At 69.7% G+C, this 17,940-nt stretch carries 9 protein-coding genes and 3 pseudogenes; 2 read left to right on the forward strand and 10 right to left on the reverse strand.

The window, feature by feature from the left end; all coding sequences use genetic code 11:
• Positions 1-256: 256 nt before the first annotated feature.
• Together OR16_RS43485 and OR16_RS13020 are read left to right on the forward strand one after the other, a co-directional pair.
• Positions 257-379 (forward strand): annotated as a pseudogene (locus OR16_RS43485) (IS4 family transposase); the annotation flags it as partial.
• A 160-nt stretch (positions 380-539) separates the two neighbouring features.
• Positions 540-1,163 (forward strand): flagellar brake protein, encoded by a 624-nt coding sequence (locus tag OR16_RS13020; protein WP_006158424.1) that lies wholly within the window; start codon positions 540-542, stop codon positions 1,161-1,163.
• On the opposite strand, the pseudogene OR16_RS13025 reads toward OR16_RS13020, so the two are convergent.
• The 10 genes and pseudogenes from OR16_RS13025 to OR16_RS45680 all read right to left on the reverse strand — a co-directional run.
• A pseudogene (locus OR16_RS13025) lies at positions 1,153-3,909 on the reverse strand (efflux RND transporter permease subunit); the annotation flags it as partial. The gene OR16_RS13020 and the pseudogene OR16_RS13025 overlap by 11 nt on opposite strands.
• Positions 3,910-3,915: 6 nt before the next feature.
• The gene (locus OR16_RS13030) at positions 3,916-5,076 is read right to left on the reverse strand and encodes an efflux RND transporter periplasmic adaptor subunit (protein ID WP_006158426.1); all 1,161 of its coding nucleotides are present in this window, start codon (positions 5,074-5,076) and stop codon (positions 3,916-3,918) included.
• Positions 5,077-5,078: 2 nt separating this feature from the next.
• Positions 5,079-6,312, reverse strand: a pseudogene (locus OR16_RS13035) (TolC family protein).
• Positions 6,313-6,505: 193 nt separating this feature from the next.
• Positions 6,506-6,958: a hypothetical protein gene (locus tag OR16_RS13040; protein ID WP_006158427.1), complete on the reverse strand. Its 453-nt coding sequence runs from the start codon at positions 6,956-6,958 to the stop codon at positions 6,506-6,508.
• 109 nt (positions 6,959-7,067) lie between these two features.
• A complete protein-coding gene (locus tag OR16_RS13045; protein WP_050982959.1) occupies positions 7,068-8,507 on the reverse strand; it encodes a hypothetical protein in 1,440 nt (479 codons plus the stop codon).
• A gap of 697 nt (positions 8,508-9,204) precedes the next feature.
• Positions 9,205-9,831, reverse strand: coding sequence for a VWA domain-containing protein (locus OR16_RS45670; RefSeq protein ID WP_237717045.1), 627 nt, complete (start codon positions 9,829-9,831; stop codon positions 9,205-9,207).
• A 529-nt stretch (positions 9,832-10,360) separates the two neighbouring features.
• Positions 10,361-12,796: a DUF5682 family protein gene (locus OR16_RS13055; RefSeq protein ID WP_006158429.1), complete on the reverse strand. Its 2,436-nt coding sequence runs from the start codon at positions 12,794-12,796 to the stop codon at positions 10,361-10,363.
• A 40-nt stretch (positions 12,797-12,836) separates the two neighbouring features.
• A complete protein-coding gene (locus tag OR16_RS13060) occupies positions 12,837-13,766 on the reverse strand; it encodes an ATP-binding protein (RefSeq protein WP_237717046.1) in 930 nt (309 codons plus the stop codon).
• 278 nt (positions 13,767-14,044) lie between these two features.
• Positions 14,045-16,228 (reverse strand): DUF4132 domain-containing protein, encoded by a 2,184-nt coding sequence (locus tag OR16_RS47710; protein ID WP_337459837.1) that lies wholly within the window; start codon positions 16,226-16,228, stop codon positions 14,045-14,047.
• Positions 16,229-16,440: 212 nt separating this feature from the next.
• The gene (locus OR16_RS45680; protein ID WP_006158431.1) at positions 16,441-17,940 is read right to left on the reverse strand and encodes a WGR domain-containing protein; all 1,500 of its coding nucleotides are present in this window, start codon (positions 17,938-17,940) and stop codon (positions 16,441-16,443) included.

A 17,940-nucleotide genomic window follows, 5' to 3' on the forward strand; every position in this document is an offset into this window, starting at 1 on the left:
CGCGACTGAGAGTGACTTGCAACCAAACCTAGAGTGTTCGCGCTGCGAAGTGCGGCGTGCTTAGGAAATTTCCTGAAATTGGGGGAGATTCTTCCCAACCTTGCGCGGTTCTTTCGCACGGCTGCAGACCGCGCCTGCGGCTCCGCGTCAGCACCGCATGGGGTGATTCCGTGTCACAGGATCTGCTGGCCTGGCGAACCCCATGTCCTGAAGACCAGCCGCAGGCTCGAAGCGCTGCAGCTATCGCACATGGGCGTCCCTGGGTGGGTTTCCTGGGCGCAAGAGCGATGGTGAACCTGGCGCCAAGACAATCTGGATCGGCATGCGGCGAACCATGGACGGCGCACCCGCTATTCGGGCACTGCGGGAAGAACCATGACTTCTGTATAAGGAAATGGGCTAAAGTCTCGCCATTTTCTGCCGTTATTCCACATCGGGAAACGCCCTGCCGCGCCCGACGGGCTGCCCGCACATCTGCGCATGGCGCCGCCGGAATCGAGACGCAGCCCTCATCGATTCTCAATTTATTGAAGGAATCCGTGAGCCTCGAACCCGCCAATGCCAAGCGCCAGGCCGCTAGCACGCAAGCGCCAGACGGTCTCCAGCCCGATGCCCGCCACCGGCTCACCCTTCCCATGCAGATCAGTGCCGTGCTGCTCGATCTTGCCTGGCTGAAGTGCATTGTCAGGCTACGCACGCGCGACGGCTACAGGATAACCACCACATTGCTGAAGGTTGACCCTGTCGGCTGTACCTTCATCTTCGACGGATGCCGCACGGAAGCAGAGCGGGATTTGCTGCTGACATCGGACGAGATTGCCGTTTCCGCGCTGCTGCGCGATGTCAAGATCCGCTTCGTCATCGAAAGACCCTACCCCATCAGGTATCAGGGCGGCATGGCCTGCGCCGCGGCCTTCCCGGCCCAGCTCTACCATTTTGAACGCCGTCGTCACCCCCGCGCACGCCCGGACGCCGCCATGGGCTATCGTTGCGAGCTGCGCACGCCTGATGACCAGGTTCTGAAGCTGGACATTGCCGACCTCTCTCTCTCCGGTGTCGGCCTTCGTACCAGTTTCGCGAATACTGACCCGTTTCCGGCAGGGAAGATCTTGCAGAAATGCAGGCTAGACTTTCGCAACCAGGGCGAACTTACTCGCCGGTGACGAACAGGCCAATGATGCCGCCGATGGAGGCGAACGGCAGCACGGTGATGATCAGCGTGGCAAAGCGCACGGAGTTGAACAGCAGGAACAGCAGGAAGAAGATCGCGGCGATGGTGACCGGCACGATGATCTTCAGGTGGCCCATGGCGCGCTCCATATTCTGGAACTGGCCGCCCCACTCCAGGTAGTAGCCTTCCGGCAGCTTGACCTTGCTCTGCGCGGCCTGCTGCAGTTCGGCGACGAAGCCGCCAAGGTCGCGGTCCTTGACGTTGATCATCACCACCACGCGGCGCTTGGCCATTTCGCGGCTGATCTGGGCGGGGCCGTCGGTGACTTCGATCTTCGCCACGCTTTGCAGCGGCACCTGGGCGCCGTTGGGCGTGGCCACCAGAAGCTGGCGGATGGCCTGCACGTTGTCGCGGAACTCTTCGGGCAGGCGCACCGCCGCGGCAAAGCGGCGCTCGCCTTCGAAGATGTCCGTGGCGCGCTTGCCACCGATGGCGATCTCGATGATGTCGTGGATGTCGGAGGCATTGAGCCCGTAGCGCGCAATGGCTTGGCGATCGATCTCGATCGACAGGTATTGCTGCCCGGAGATCCGCTCGATGCGGATGTCCTGCGAGCCCTTGATGCCGCCGGCAACCCGCGCGATCTCGCCGGCCAGGTCGCGCAGCTTGTCGAGGTCGTCGCCGAACACCTTCACCGCCACGTCCGAGCGCACGCCGCTGACCATCTCGTCGACACGGTCGGAAATCGGCTGCGCCATCACGATCTGCACGCCGGGGATGGCCTTGAGCTTGTCGCGGATGGCGTTGGCGATGTCGTCCTGGGTCCAGCCATCGGGCCACTCATCGCGGTCCTTCAGGCTGGCGATCGGCGTCGATTCGTTCTGGCCCTGCGGGTCGGCCGGGCTTTCGCCACGGCCCACGCCGGACACCACCGACTTCACGCCCGGCACCGACAGCACCAGCTTGTTGGCTTCCATCTCCAGCTTGACCGACTCCTCCAGCGAGATGTTGGGCACGCGGTCAAGCGCCGGCACGATCGAGCCTTCCTTCATCTCGGGGATAAAGGAGGTGCCCAGCAGCGGCACGATGGCGACGGTGGCCATGAATGCCACCACCGCGCCGATCACGGTCTTGCGGCTATTGTCCAGCGCCCAGTGCAGCATGCGCAGGTAGTGGCGCTTCATGAAGGCGATCAGCCAGGTATCGTGCTCCGCGCCACCCTTGAGGAGGTAGGACGACAACACCGGCGAGAGCGTCAGCGACAGGAACAGCGAAATCGCCAGCGCGATCGAGATGGTGAACGCCAGCGGCGCGAACATCTTGCCTTCCATGCCGGTCAGCGTCATCAGCGGCAGGAACACCAGGATGATGATGCCCACGCCGACGATCACCGGCGTGGCCACTTCCTGCACCGCCTTGACCAGGATCTCGGTCTTGGTCATGCCGCTCGTGTCGCGATGGCCGAGCCGCTCGAACGCGTTCTCCACCACCACCACCGAGCCGTCCACCATCAAGCCGATGGCGATGGCCAGCCCCCCCAGCGACATCAGGTTGGCCGACAGGCCCACCTGGTTCATCACCATGAAGGTCATCAGCGGTGTCAGCACCAGCGTGGCCAGCACGATGACGGACGAGCGTACATCGCCGAGGAACAGGAACAGCACGATCACCACCAGCACCACGCCTTCGAGCAGCACCTTGGTCACCGTCCACAACGCGGAGTCCACCAGCTCGCTGCGGTCGTAGTACGGCACGATCTGCAGCTTGCCCGGCAGCATGCCACGCTCGTTGATCTCGGCCACGCGGGCCTTGACGCGGCTCACCACTTCCTTGGCATTGCCACCGCGCATCATCATCACGATGCCGCCGACCGACTCGGTCTCGCCGTTCTTGACCAGCGCGCCCTGCCGTACTTCATGGCCGATGGTCACGTTGGCCACGTCGCGCACATAGACTGGCGTGCCCGAGACCTCCTTGAGCACGATGCTGCCGATATCTTCCACGCCGCGGGCCAGGCCCACGCCGCGGATCAGGTATTGCTCGGCGTAATGCGGCAGCACGCCGCCGCCGGAGTTGGCGTTATTGCGCGCGAGCGACTGGTAGACCTGCTGCAGCGTGACCTGGTAATGCCGCATGCGGTCCGGGTTGACCAGCACCTGGTATTGCCGCACAAAGCCGCCCTGCGAGTTGATTTCCGCGACGCCCGGGATCGAGCGCAACAGCGGGCGCACCACCCAGTCCTGCGCGATGCGGCGCTCGGAGAGCTCCTCGGTCGTGAGCGCGCGCTTGCCGTCGTCGGCGCGGTCCAGCGTGTACTGGTAGACCTCGCCCAGGCCGGTGGAAACCGGGCCGAGCACCGGCGTCACGCCCTCGGGCATGCGGCCTGCCACCTCGATCAACCGCTCCATCACCAGTTGCCGGGCGAAGTAGACGTCGGTCGCATCGGTAAACACCAGCGTGATCAGCGACAGGCCCGCCTTGTTGAGCGAGCGCATTTCTTCCAGGCCCGGCAGCCCGGTCATGGCCATTTCCACCGGCACGGTGACAAAGCGTTCCACTTCCTCCGGCGAGCGGCCGGTGGCTTCGGTAGCGATCTGCACCTGCACGTTGGTGACATCGGGGAAGGCATCCACCGACAGCTTGGTCGCCGCGCGCAGGCCGAAGAAGAACAGCACCACCGCCAGCACGCAAACTACCAGCCGCTGTTTGATGGCGGCTTCCACAAGGGATTTCAGCATGATCGATTACCCCTGTTCCAGGCGCTTGCGCTCGTTATCGAGGTGGAAGGCACCGTCCACCACGATGCGGTCGCCCGCCTTCACACCGCTTTGCACCACGCGCATGCCGTCGCTCTCGGCGCCCAGCTTGACCTTGGCCTGGCGGTACAGGCCGCCGGCCTGCTCCACGTAGACCAGTTCGTCGTTGCCGTCGCGCACGATGGCCGATTCCGGAATCACCAGTTGCTGGGACGGAGCGCTGGCAATCAGCATGCTGGCCAGCATGGCCGGCTTCAGGCGCCCTTCGCGGTTCTCCAGTTCGGTACGGACCAGCACGGTGCGCGTTTGCGGATTCACGGTGCGGCCCACGTAGATGAGCTTGCCGGTGATCTGCTTCTGGCCCGCGCCGTTGCCAAGGGACGGCACCTCGATGTCCACGCTCTGGCCCTCGGCCACCAGCGCGGCCTGCTGCTCGGGCACCTCGGCCACCACCCACACGCGCGACAGGTCGGCCACGGTGTACAGCGCATCGGCCGGCTGCACCACCTGGCCTTGCGCTACGTTGCGCTCCACCACGGTGCCGCTGATGCTGGAAAATACCGGCGAGTAGGAATCGATGCTGCCGCTCTTGGCCAGTTGCGCCACCGCGGCTGCCGACATGCCAAGCACGCGCAGTTGGTCGCGATAGGCGCGCATCTCGGCTGAGGAAATGGCCAGCTCGCTCTCGCGGCGCTGCAACTCGCCACGGCCGATCACGTCGGCGGCAAACAGCTGGCGCGCGCGCTCGGCGTTGCGCACCTGCAGCTCGGTCTGGGCCTCGGCCTTCAGGAAGGCCATCTGGGCCGCGCCCAGTTCGCTGCTATGCAGGCGGGCGAGCACCTGGCCAGCCTTGACCTCCTGGCCCAGGATGCCGTAGAGATCCGTCACGCGGCCGGTCACGCTGGCGCCGATGCGCGCCACGCGCTGCTCGTCGAAATCGATGCGGCCGGACACGCGCAGCACTTCACTGAAGGCGCTGGTCGCGACCGGCGCCACCTTCAGGGCTTTTTGCAGTGTCTCTTCCGGCTTGACCACGCCGGGCGGTTGCTTGGGCGGCTCGGCGGCCGGTGCGGGTTCATCGGAACAGCCAGCGAGAGAAAACAGCAGGACTGCGGTTGCCGTCAGGGAAAGTAGAAAATGGGGGCGCATGCTTATTTGGTTTCTGTAGGTGCCGAGGGGGCCGCGGGTGCGGAAGGCGGGGCCATGGGTGCCGCGGTCTGCCCGGGCACGCTCGACAACAACCTCTCGATCTGGATGGTGGCTGCCTGCTGCTCGAACTGGGCGGCAATCAGGTCGCTGCGCGCGCCGCGCAGCACGCGCTGGGCATCGAGGTAGTCCAGGATGCCGCGCTCGCCGAAGCGATAGGCCGACTCAGCCACCGCCAGCGCGGACTCGGCCTGGCGCACGATGCCGCCCTCCAGCGCGCTCACCTGCGACTGCGTGATCTCGTACTGGCGGTAGGCCGATTCCAGCTCCTGCGTCAGCTCGAATTCGCGGGCTTCCAGCGCCGTGCGGGCCTGGATCGCCTGCGCGGCCGCCGAGGACCAAGCCAACCTGCGAGACCGTGTTGTCCGGCTGGCGCTCGGCGCTGGCGCGCACCGCCAGCTCAGGCAGGCGCAGCGCGCGCTGGTAGTCGACGGCCAGGTTGGCGCGGTCCGCCTCCAGGCGGCGCTGGGCCAGTTCCGCATTGGTCCCGGTCAGCGTGTCGCGCAGCATCGGCAGGGCCGGCAGCGCGGGCGGGTGGGCAAGGCTGCCGGACAGCGAATAGGTTGCCGGCATGGCGCCGCCCACTTGCTGGCGCAGCGCCGCCTTGGCCTGGTTGACGCGCAACTGGGCGCTCTGCAGCGTCTTCTGCGCGCTCAGCAGCTCGGTCTCGGCCTTGATCAGCTCGTATCGCGGCGCTTCGCCGACCTCCACGCGCAGGCGGGCGCGGTCCTGGATCTGCCGCATCATCGCCAGGTCTTCCTTGGCCGCGGCCAGCTCCATCTCGCGCCGCAGCACGTCGAAGTACGACGTCTTGACCCGCGCCGCCAGGTCCGCGCGGAACGCCTGGCGACCGGCTTCGGTGGCCTCCAGGCTGCGCCCGGCAATCTCCGCGCGCAGCTTGCGCTGCTGCGGATAGTCCAGCTTCTGGGTGATGGCCATGGTCGGCGCGGCGCCGCCTGTCACCCCGGCGGTGCGCGGCGACAGGCGGCCGTACATCACCTCGACCTGCGGGTTGGGATAGGCACGCGCGCTGGTGACAGCGGCGCTGGCGGCATCGACGCCGGCCTGCGCCGCCTCCACGCCTTTGTTGGTGGACTGCGAAAGGGACAGCAGTTGCGGCAAGGTGAACGTCTCTGCCGAAAGCGCCGGGTGGGCGCCAAGCGACAGCAACGCCACCATGGAAAACATAGTGATCTGTTTGATCTGCATGACAAGAGGGGGCAGGCGAAACGGCTGCGCGCCCGCCGCCGGCGCACGCAAGAAGCGCGCGCCAACGGTCAGCCAGCGATCGCGGACGCGATCGGGCCAAGGCGCCCAGGCAAGAGGAACGCAGCCCGGGCACGCCGATGGCGCGCCGGGGTTGCCAGGGCTGTCAGATCAGGGAAATGGGCGGCTTGAAGAACGCCGCGGGCAAAGGATCCGGGCGTGCAGGCAGCGGTTGCGCGATCTCGTCGGGAGGCAACGAAACACGCATGGTAGGCAGCGCGAAGAGCGCGCTGGATTCTTCGATCTCGTCGAGCATGTCGAGCGGGTCGAGCAGGTCGGCGGACCAGATCTCGCAGTAACCGGGAGGATCGTCCTGCGCCACCGCGGCTGCTATCGTTTCGCCCGCCAGGCCATCGTCGCCTGGCGCCACGACGCGCTCCTGGTCGGCACCGCCGCCGAGCTCGTCGAGGGCGCGGGAAAGCGCCGGCCCGGATATCAGCTGCTCGGCGCTAACTTGGCCAAGTGCGGCCCCCGACATACCGGCGTGCGCGTTCGCCGCTGCCCCGAAGGACAGCGCGGACAAGCACAGGGCGGTAATCAAGAGCAGCAGGAATCGCATGAATTGGGGTGAAGCGACAAGGGCCAAACCGGCGCGGATGATGACAAACCAGCCACCTGACGCCGATGGTGCACCACAGCATTGTAACGCGGGTGTAAGTCATAGACCGTCAAAGGGCCGGTGTGTTCCAGTCATGCGTTACCCACCAGCGCGAGCCAGTATTTTCATCCGGCCCGCCGCCAACGCCCTCCAGCGCCGCCTCGATACGCAGCGCCGTCTCCACCAGCCCAGCGCGTGACATCGCCGCGGCCAGTTCGCGAGCTCGCTCAAGCGCGGCCGGACGCTGGTTGCGCAAGCCCTGGCGCAGCCACTGCGCCAGCAGCGCCAGCGCGGTGCCGGCCAGCGCCGCATGCGGCGCCGGTGCCGGCACGACGAAGGCCGGCATGGCACCGGGGCTGGCTGGCTCGGTCGCCAGCACCACGGCGCGGGCCTGGGTCATCAGGGCCAGCGGCTCCATTTCCAGGGCACCGCCCATCACGCGCACCGTGCCCGCCACGCGCTGAATGGCGTCGCCTCCCGCCATGGCGATGCGCAGCAGGCTTGCCAGCGCGTCGACGGCGCCGGGCGCGCCGCTGCCGTGGCGGCAGCGCAGCAGGCAGTGCTGGCCTTCGGTGTCGAGCAGGCTGGCGTGCAAGGTCTGCGCGGCGGCGTCCCAACCCCACTGCTCCACGGCCATCACGTCCAGCACGTGCAGGTGCCCGATGGCCTGGCGCGGCAGCAGGCAGGCGGGCGCGGCTTGCGCGAGGTGCTGGCGCAATGCCGCCACCGTGGCAAAGGCCAGCGGCGGCCGCAGGTCGTTCCAGGCTTGGGCGGAGAGCGGCAGCACATTGGTCTGGCGCGCGGCGCTGCCGATCTCCAGCAAGCCATTGGCGCGGCGGCGCGCCGCGCGCGTCACCACCTGGCTGGCGGCCAGGCGGCCCATCGGATTGCCCGCCACGCGCCGCTGCACCAGCGGCACCGGCGGCGCGGCGCCCTCCGCCCTGGGCCAGCTGCGCTCGAGCGCGAGGACGCCCATGGTGTCGGGGTCCGCGAAGGCGATGGAGACCCCGCAGGTCGCATCGGGATGGTCGCCGTCGTCCCACATGGTGGCGCCCAGCGAAACCAGCTTGAGGTGGTCGAGCGCGACTTCGCCCTTGACGCCAAGGCCAAGGATCTGGCGCGCCGGCAGCAGCGCCCTGGGCTGCCCGCCGGCCGGTCCGGCAGCGCTGGCGCTATCGGCCGATCGCGCGGCAGCCAGCCGGCCTTGCAGGCACGCCAGCGCTTCCAGCAGGCGGCGCGGGTCATAGCGGGCACTGCGGGTGTGCTGGTCATCGAGCTGCGCCGCCAGCGCGTCGACGTCGGCGCTGACCCAGGCCGCACCGGCATCGGCGGCCAGGCTGCGCATCAGGCCCAGGCGCGGGGCCAGCGCCAGTGGGGCCTGGGCCGTGCCTTCGGCCCACAGTTGCCGCGCCAGCGCATCGGCCGCGGCGGCAAGGGCGCGCAGCGTTTCGGCATCGGCCTGGCGTGCATCCGCAGTGGCGTCATCCGGCTCTGGCGGCGCGATCTCCACGGTGGCATCGACCTGGCCACGATGGCGACCGGCCGCAACGCGAAAGGCCCAGACCGCCAGCGCCACGTGGGCGCAACTGCTGCCCTCGTGGCAATCGCAACGCGCGTGGCCAAGGCTGTGGCGCGAGAAAAACCGCACCGGAAAAACCGCACCGTGCACATCGGCAGGTGCGCGGTGGGCACCGGGGCCGCCACGCGCCAGCCGGCCAGCCGCGCCACCGGCCGCGCGCGGGCCAGCTCGGCGGCCTGGCGCAGCGTGGCCGGGCGCAACGCGGCTTGCAAGGCGGCGTCGTCGAAATCCGCCGGGGACCATGGGCCACCGGCCAGCCCTGCGGGCGTGGTGACGGGCGTACCGCCACCGCCCTCCTCCACGCTGGCCTGCATGCCCTCGCCCGCCGGCTGCGCCGCGCTGGCCGCATTCCTGCAGGCCTGCTGGTAAGCCAGCACCAGCAGGATGCGGTGACGGCAGAGGCCCGAGGCAATGCAGCTGCAGACCGCATCGCGCAGCGAGCGGCCCGCGGCGAGGCTGGTGCGGGTGCCGTCGGCGTACGCGGCATGCAGGGTGCCATCGGCCTCTTGTGCAAGCTCGGGCGCCTTGCCCTCGGCCATTTCTTTCTGCGCACGCTTGACGAAGCCGGCGTTGGCCAGCGCCAACAGCGCTTCGGGCGTCAGTTCCAGGAGATCGGCGCGGTCTGCCCTCATGCGACCAGCCCTCCGGGCACTTGCCCGCCGGCCTTGCCGGAGATTTTCTCGGCCAGCCAGGCGGCCAGCTCACCGGGCGTCATTGCCGCCACGTGGGCGCCTTCGCGCACCAGGCGCGCCGCCAGCTCGCGGTTGTAGACCGGCTCGGCGCGTGCATCCAGCGCGGCCAGGCCAAGCACCGTCACGCCGGCGCCGACCAGCGTCTTGACGCGACGGACCAGTTCATGGTCGCTGCCGCCCTCGTAGAAATCGCTGACCAGCACCACGATGCTGCGTGCCGGCGTGGCGATTTGCGCCTGGGCATAGGCCACGGCCCGCGCGATATCGGTGCCGCCGCCAAGTTGCACGCGCATCAGCAACTCAACCGGATCGGCCACGTCGGCGGTGAGGTCCACCACCGCGGTATCGAACGCCACCAGCCGCGTGCGCATGCCCGGCAACTGCCACAGGCAGGCGGCCATCACCGCGGCATGGATCACCGAGTCCACCATCGAGCCGCTCTGGTCGACCAGCAGGATGATGTCCCACGATTGCGCATGGCTGCGCATGCGGCTGAAAAATGCCGGCGCTTGCACGAACAGCTTGCCGCGCTGCGGGTCCCAGCGATGCAGGTTCTCACGCAAGGTGCGGCGAAGATCGAAGTTGCGGCGATGCGCACGCGCGAGCGTCGCCGCCGGTCCCGCGTGCCGGCGAAGGCCTGGCGCACTTCGGTGGCCAGCTTTTCCATGATGCGCCGGACCACCTCGGCCACCAGCTTGCGCGCGGCGGCCAGCACCTCGGGGTTCATCAGGTGCTTGGTGTGGAGCACCGCGCGCAGCAGCGCTTCGGACGGCTCGATGCGCTCCAGCACTTCGAGATTGGTGACCACTTCGTCGATACCGTAGCGCTCCACGGCGTCCTGCTCCAGCCGCTCGATCACCTCGCGCGGAAAGAGGCGGTGGATTTCGTTGATCCAGTCCGGCGTGGTCAGTTGCGAGGCGCCGCCGCTGCCGGTGCGCTCGCCGCGCCGCGCGCGCTCGGGGTCGCGGCCATAGAGCCAGTCGAGCGCGGCGTCGGCCGCAGCGGCGTCGGCATCGAGTTCGCCCAGCGCGGGCTGCGCGGCCTCGCCCAACAGCAGGCGCCAGCGTTGCAAGGGATCGGGCAGGTGCAGGCTCATGGCGCGGTGGGCTTCGGGTTGGGATCGGGGACCGCGCCGACGGGCACGCCCCAGTAACGCAGGTGCGCCGTCACGGCGACCTCCAGCAAGCGCGCGGCGGCAATGTCCACGGGATCGTGCGCGCCGAGCGGCGCGGTGAGCGCGCGCTCGCCATAGGCTTCGCCGCCACGCAGCGCCAGCACCTGGCGCGCCAGCGCGCCGCGCTCCGCCGGCGGCAGCCAGGCAAAGGCCATGCGCATGGCGGGCAGCGCCTGCACGAAGGCCTCGTCATCGAACTGCTGCAGCAGGCCGTCGAGCCCGCCGGCAAACCCGCCGGCATCGGTCAAAACATCGCGCGCCAGTGCCAGCAGGCCGGCCAGCGCATCGCCGAGGCTGGCCGGCGGCAAGCCCGCCAGCAGGTGCAGCGCGCCCGCGACGCTGTCGCCACCGCCGTCTTGTGGCGCAGCCGGTTCATCCAGGCTCGCCAGCGCTCCCAGCGCCGCGCCACGGCTGGCAGCCGCCGCCTGCGGGTCGCGCGCCTTGCGGCGCCACACAGCCAGGGCGCGCTGCGGATCGAGCGCGGGCAGCGGCTGGCCATCGTCGAGCGCGCCGTTGCGCACGTCGCGTACCACATCGCGCACCGCACGGAAGGTAAGCAGGTGTGCCTGCTGCTCGGCGCTGGCCACCTGTCCCGGCAGGTCGAGCAGCCACAGGGCGCGCTCGACCGCGGCCACCACTACCGTATGCAACACCGGCGCGCCGGCCATGCCGAGTACCTGGCCATGGCGCAGCAAGGCATGGAGCAGCCCCAGCGCCTCGCCCAGCGCCTCGAAGCGGGAGGCCGCGCCCACCGCCCGGGCTAGTTCGGCGAGCGAGTTGGCACCGGCTTCCGGCAACCCGGCGAACGCGGCATCGTTAAGCAGCGCGGCCAGCGCGGCCAGCTTGCCCGCCGCGCCGCGCAGCGCTTCTTCCAGCCGGGCGCGTGCGGCGTCGTGCAGCGTGGCGCCATAGGCGCCGGCCTCGATCAGCGCAGCGCGCTGCTCCAGCGAGCCAAGCAGCCGCCAGTGCTCCTCGCGCTCGCCGGACAGCGCCAGCGACGGGCCGCGCTCGCGCTGGATCCCCGGCAACGCCAGGATGCGCAGCCGGTGCAGGCTGCGGCTGCGCTCGCGGTCGGCGGCTTGCAGCAAGTCCAGCTTGAGTTGCAGCGGACGGCCCGGCAGCAGCACGATACCGTGCGCGGCCAGTTCGGCGTCGACGGCATCGACCAGCGGCGGCTGCGGCGTGCCAGCCGCCAGCACGCCAACCTGGTCGCCGGCCAGCACGTCCATCAGTTCGACCAGCACGGGATCGGTGCCGCGCAGCAGCGGGCCGCGATAGGTCCACGGCAGCGGCGCGTCGAGAGCGTCCTTGATCAGGGTGGCGGCGCTGGCGTCGAGCCAGTCGCAGCGCAAGGGCTGGGCATGGCCGCGCAGCATCGCCAGGCCGTGGGCATGCGCGTGCAAGGCCTTGAGATCGGCGGTGGTCGCGGGGAGCTTCTTCTCGCGCAGGCGGCGCATGGCCTGGGCAAGGGCCAGCTTGCCGGCTTCGGCGCTGCCGTGCTGCCACACCCAGGACTGGTACATCGGCGACGGCATGCCAGAGGCATAGCCGGCGAAGGCGTCGAGCCGCTTGCTGGTGTAGGGCACGAGGTAGCTGCCGCTGCGCACGGGCGGTGCGCCGTCTTCAACGTCGGCGGCTACCTCTGGCTGCGGCACGGCAGGGGGCTCGCTGCCGGCCACCCCGGCATGCTCGCGCCATAGCCCGCGCAGTGCGGGCGCATGATAGCCGCCGCAAACGACCAGCACCGGCGCGCCCTGCGCCTGGCCCATGGCCCATGCAATCCAGCGCGCCATCATGGCCTCGCGCTCGGCATTGGCGGGGGAGCCGGGATCGTCGCCGCGCAACTGGTCGAAGTGCGTATCCAGCGCGGCGGCCAGCGCCGGCAGCGGCATCTCGCTCTCGAACAAGTGCTCCCACAGCGCGTCGCGGCCGTCGATGCACAGCGCGTTGCACAGCGCTGCCTCGTAGGCCGCGGCGCGCTCGGCGTGATGATCATCGTCAGCGTCGGCGTAGCGGTTGGTGCGCCCGGACAATGCATCGTGCCAGGCCGGCAGGTCGATAAAGCGGGCCTGCGCGCCGATGCGCTCGGCGCCTTGCAACGCTACCCATTCCGGCGAGTACTCGCAGAACGGCGTCCACGAGCCGCGCTGCGCGCCAGGGCCCGACAGGTAGCTGAAAATCGCCACCGGCAGGCGGTGCGGCAGGTGCAACTCGGCCAGCCGCGCGTTGAAATCCGCCGGCCCTTCGATCAGCACGAAGCACGGCCGCAGCGTGTCGATGCGCTCGGCCACCAGGCGCGCGCAGGCGGGGCTGTGGTGACGCACGCCGATCACATGCGGCTCGGCGTGCGGCATGGGGCTCGATGCTGTCATCGGTCTGGGCATGCGCGGCGCATCAAGGCAGGCGCTCGCGCGCAGCGAAATAGGCCTGCCAGTGCGATCCGGCGCGGCGCGAGACCTTTTGTTCGAAATAGCGGCGCAGCTTGGCGCGGTCGTCGGCGTTGTCCTTGACCACGGTGCCGCCGATGCAATCGACCAGGTCAGCCGGGCTGCCATCGCGTTGCTCGAGGAACCAGGCCCGCACGCCCACCGCGTGCGCCACGTTCACGGCCTCGGCGGTCGACATGACCGCGCTCATGCGCTCGGCGCCGCCCTCATCCGCGTTGCGGCGCGGCTGCGTGCCCTGCCCGCGCAAGTCGCGGAAGGTGGTGACCAGCAACTCCAGCACCGGCTCCGGCACGCGCCGGGGAATGCCGCTGCGCGCCAGCAAGCGTGCCGAGGCCTGCTCCACCAGCTCCAGCTCGCGCTGGAAATCCAGGATCGGGAACACCGTCTCGAAATCGAAGCGGCGCTTGAGCGCCGCGCTCATCTCGTTGACGCCGCGGTCGCGCGTGTTGGCGGTGGCGATGATATTGAAGCCTTCTCGCGCGTACAGCATGCCGGCGGCGCCTTCCAGCTCCGGCACCGCCATCACGCGGTCCGACAGCATGGCCAGCAGGCAGTCCTGCACCTCCAGCGGCGTGCGGGTGATTTCCTCGAAACGCACGATGCGGCCCTGCTGCATGCCGAGATACAGCGGCGCGGGCACCAGCGCGCGCTGGCTCGGGCCCTCGTTGATCAGCAGCGCGTAGTTCCAGCCGTACTTGATCTGGTCCTCGGTGACCGAGGCCCCGCCCTGGATGGTCAGCGTGGAGGTGCCGCTGACGGCGGCCGCCAGCAGCTCCGATAGCAGCGACTTGGCGGTGCCGGGCTCGCCCACCAGCATGAGCCCGCGCCCGGTGGCCAGCGTGACCAGCGCCCGCTCGATCATGGCCGCCGGGGCCACCAGCTTGGCGGCGATATCGCTGCCGGCATCGCCCAGGATAAAGCGGCGCGCGGCGGTCAGCGACAGCGCCCAGCCTGGCGGGCGCGGCGCATTGTCGGTAGCGGCCAGGCGCGCCAGTTCGTCCGCGTACAGCCAGCTCGGCGGGCGGGCGGCTGGAGCTGGGGGCTTGTCTTGTCAACCATGGTGGCTCTCCATCGGTGCGATCGGTGCGGTCAGCGGCGCCAGCGGGGGCAGCGCGATAGGGGGCCGCAAGATAAGGGATGCGTGGACGCGAGCGTTCATGCGCGCAGGCTCTCCATGTCGCGGATCAGCTCGCTGGCGGCAATCGGGCCGAGCCCGGCGAACTGCTTGCCGCCGTTGCGGGCGATGCCCCAGCCGTGCGCATCCACGCCGAACTGCAAGCTTTGCAAGGTCTGCTCCGGATATTCGTCGGGCATGCCCACGATCATGCCGGGATCGAACGTCAGCTCGATGGCCCGTCCGCCCTCGACCTGCTTGGTGTAGTACCAGATGCCACCGCCGTCCTGCGCCGCGCCGCGCCGCCAGCCGCGATTGGCCAGGCCGAACAGCTTGCCGGTGGGAATCACCACGCCCTTCCAGCGATCCAGGTCGATGGCCTGCCGCTCGGCCTCGGTCAGCGCGTAGGTGTCGCGGCCGATCTGCGCGAAAGGCTGCAGCAGTTCGTAGTCGGCAAACAGCTGGCCGAAGGCGGCTGCATCGTCGGCCGGCAATTCCAGCGCGTGGGGAATGCCCACGCGAATGGCCTCGCCTTGCGGCAGCGCGTAGGCATCGTCGCCGGCCGTCGTGTAGCTGCCGTCCTCGGCCACGCGAAAGCACGCCAGCAGCTCGCCGCCGCTATCGCCGCCGTCCGCCACGCGGTACACGCCCCACGCCAGCCGCTGCACCAGGTGGCGCACCAGCGGATGCTGCGCCAGGAAAGGCTCGAACACCGCGGCGCTCCAGCGCCGGCGCGCGCACATGGCCAGCTCCAGGCGCAGCACCTGCTGGCTGGCGATGGTGCGGGCGTCTTTCTTGAGCGCCTTGAAGCGCTCCACGGCTTCCTTGGACAACGCGGCGTCGTCGGTTTTCTTGGGCTTTGGCAGGTCGGCCAGGCGTGCGCCGTCGGTGTCGCGCACGAAAGGCTTGAGGGCTTCGTCGAAGCCCACGCGGAACTGGCGCGGCCCGAAATCCAGCAGCAACGTGCCATGCGCGTCCAGCCCAAGGTCAGGAGCGAGGCGGTCTTCGAGTTCTTCGAGCGAGAGCCCGCGCGCCTCGGCCACTTCGTCGATTTTCTCGCGGGCACGGTCCTGCAGGCCCTTGAACTTGACCTTCTGCGCAATGCCGTTGAGGTGCATCAGCGCCACGTCGCTGCCGACCATGGCGAGCACATCGAGCCCGGCCACGGCGCGCGCATGCGCAGCCTCGCCGGGCCAGGCGCGGATATACGGGGTGAGCCGGCGCGCGGTGTCGTCGTTGCCAAGCACGCCCAGCGCGCTCAGCGCCCAGCTCTCCTTGGCAGGCGCGTTGACCAGCAGCCACGCCGAGAAATTGTCCCAGGCGAAGTCAGCCAGCGACTCCGGCGTACAGGCTGCCTTGACCATGTCCAGGCCAGGATAGCGACCCTCCGCCGAGGGAAACGCCAGCATGCTGCCCAGGTGCTGCAAGGCCGAATCCGGCAGCGGCTTGCCGGCGCCCAAGCCGGTGGCGAGCACCGGGCGGCGGAAGCTGCCGGGCTGGTAGAACTCGGGCAGCTTGGGCAGCTTGGCCGGGAAACGCTGCAGCGGGTCCTCGTCCAGCACCCCGCGCACGGCGGCGGCGATGGCCGGGTCCGCGTCGCGCTGGGCGTAGCGCTGCGCCACTTCCATCACCAGCGCCTCGTGCCCCTCGCCGGCCAGCATGCGCAGCGCCGTGGCCGCGTTGTCGCGCGCCTCGCCGATGCGGCCGACGGCCGCCGGGATCAGGCCGGCGGCGGCATGCTCGGGATGGCGCAGCAGCCAGGCCCGGCCCATTTCGCGCAGCGACTTGAGCCTGGCCAGCGCGCGCGCCGCCGGCGCCGCCAGCTCGACCGCGCCAAACGGCATCGCCAGCGGCAGCCCCTCGGTGGGCGCGCGGCGCACCGTGCCCAGCACGCCGGGCAGGACCCGCAGGCCGAACCTGGCCGCCATATAGCTGTCGTTGTTGACCGAGCTCTCGCCGGCCACCGTATTGAACAGTGGCAACGCCAGCTCCTCCGGCAGCAAGGCGGCCATCATGGCGTCGAGCGAGCACCAGTTGGTGATCTTGCGCAGGGCCTGCCACGCGGCGATCAGCGCCTGCGCATCGCGCTGGCGAATCGCCAGCATGGCCTGCTCGAGAACGCCGGATTGCTTGCCGCGCGAGTTGCCGAATCCCAGGTCGCTCGCCAGCAGTTGCACGTCTCGTGCCTTGGCCTGGTCGTAGCGGCGCACCTGCCAGTCGCTCATCGACGCCCATTCCTCGCGCTTGCCCTCGGCCCAGCGCTCGACCGCGGGAAGGTCCAGCGGCGCCAGCGTGAGCGGGCCGGCGGCGGCAATGCGCTTCTTGCCAAGCCAGGGCGGAGCGGCCAGCACCGTGGGCAGGTCTTCGACGGCGGCCGCCTCGGCAGGCTGCGCCAGCCTGGCCTGCAGTTGCCGCACCAGGTCGCCCTCGGCCGGGCTCAGCCACGGCAGCACGCGCTCGGCCTCGGCGGCATGGGCCTGCAGCAGCGCGGCCAGGCTGGCCGTGTACAGGCTGGCATCCTTGCCAGCGGCAAGCGCCAGGCCGGGCAAGGCCCCAAGCGCCGCCAACGGCCAGCGGCCGGTGGCCTGCTGGAAGCGCGCCATGGCGGGCTTGCCGTTGGTAGCCACCCGCGCCAGCGCGGCGACGGCCTCGGGCAGGCCGATGGCCGCCAAGCCTTCGGCCGCCTCTTCGATGGCCGCGCCTGGCGCCAGGATTGGCAACGCGTCGGCACCGCGCTCGCGCAGCACGGTGGCCACCATGGTCCCCACGCCCCAGAAATTGCTGCCCCAGCCCCCCAGCCCTCCACCTTCTGCCGCTGCGCGAGCGCAAGCGCCGCGGGATCGGTCACGGTCATCTGCAGCCAGTGCAGCGACGCCGGCGCCTGCGGCCCTTGCAGGCGCTGCGCGGTCTCGTTGCTGAGCTCGGGCAGGTCGGGCAGCAGCATGGCCATGGCCGGCTGGCGCGACGGCGGCAGCAGCGGCAGGGCCACACGGATCTTGTCCGCGCAGGCTTGCCACTGCGCAGGCTCGGCGCGCGCCAGCAGGGCGCGCAGCGCCCACTCGGCATCGCTGTGGATGCCCGCGTAGCCGGTGCCGTGCGCGCTGTCGACGTTGTCGTTCAGGCTCAGGCGGCGCTTGCGCGTATCGCGCACCCAGCCCAGCTCAGTGCCCATGGTCTGCGCGCTCAGCAAGGCATCCACCGCGCCTTCCAGGCCGAGCCGGCCCGCCATGAAGGCCATGCCATTGGCGCCCAGCTCCACGTCGTCGCGGTAATGCTGGGAAGACAGCTTGACGAGGATTGTCATCAGCACCGCATCAGATGCGGACGAGCCCTCCATGCGGCGGCTTTCCACGCGCTGCCATGCCTCGGCATAAGCGGCCTGCCAATGGGCGGCGCTGGCGTCGATGTCCGGCTGCAAGTGCTTGAGCAGGGATTCGCGCACGCGCAGCCAGGCCCGCATCGGGTCCAGTGGCTCGGCGGGCGCGTCGCCGGGGTAGCGCCGGCTGGGGAGGGCCAGGTCCTTGAGCGATTCCGGCATCAGCACGGCGGCGCCCTGCTCCAGCCAGGGCGGCGTGTCGCCACGCGTGGCTGGCGCCATGGCGGCAGCGGGCGGTGGCGCGGCAGGTTCCGGGGGTTGTGCCTGGGGCGGCGAGGCCGGGGCGGCATCCTGGGCAATCACGGCGGCAGCCGGAGCCGGCTGCGCCGTGGCCCCGATGCTGGCGCCGGCCGCTACCTGCGCCTCCACATAGCCCTTGCCCGTTTTCTCGGCGATCAGCTTGGTCATTGCCGCGGCCGCCTTGGCGGCATCGGCAAACGGCTTGCTCTGGCTCTGGCCGTGGGTGCCGATCTTGCCCCAGCGCAGGTTGAGCTGCGCGTCGTCCTGTTCCACTTCCCAGAATTTGCTGGAGCTGTCGCTGCGGAATTCGAAACGCCTCAT

This window comes from Cupriavidus basilensis OR16 (genome assembly GCF_000243095.1).
Classification (GTDB): domain Bacteria; phylum Pseudomonadota; class Gammaproteobacteria; order Burkholderiales; family Burkholderiaceae; genus Cupriavidus; species Cupriavidus basilensis_D.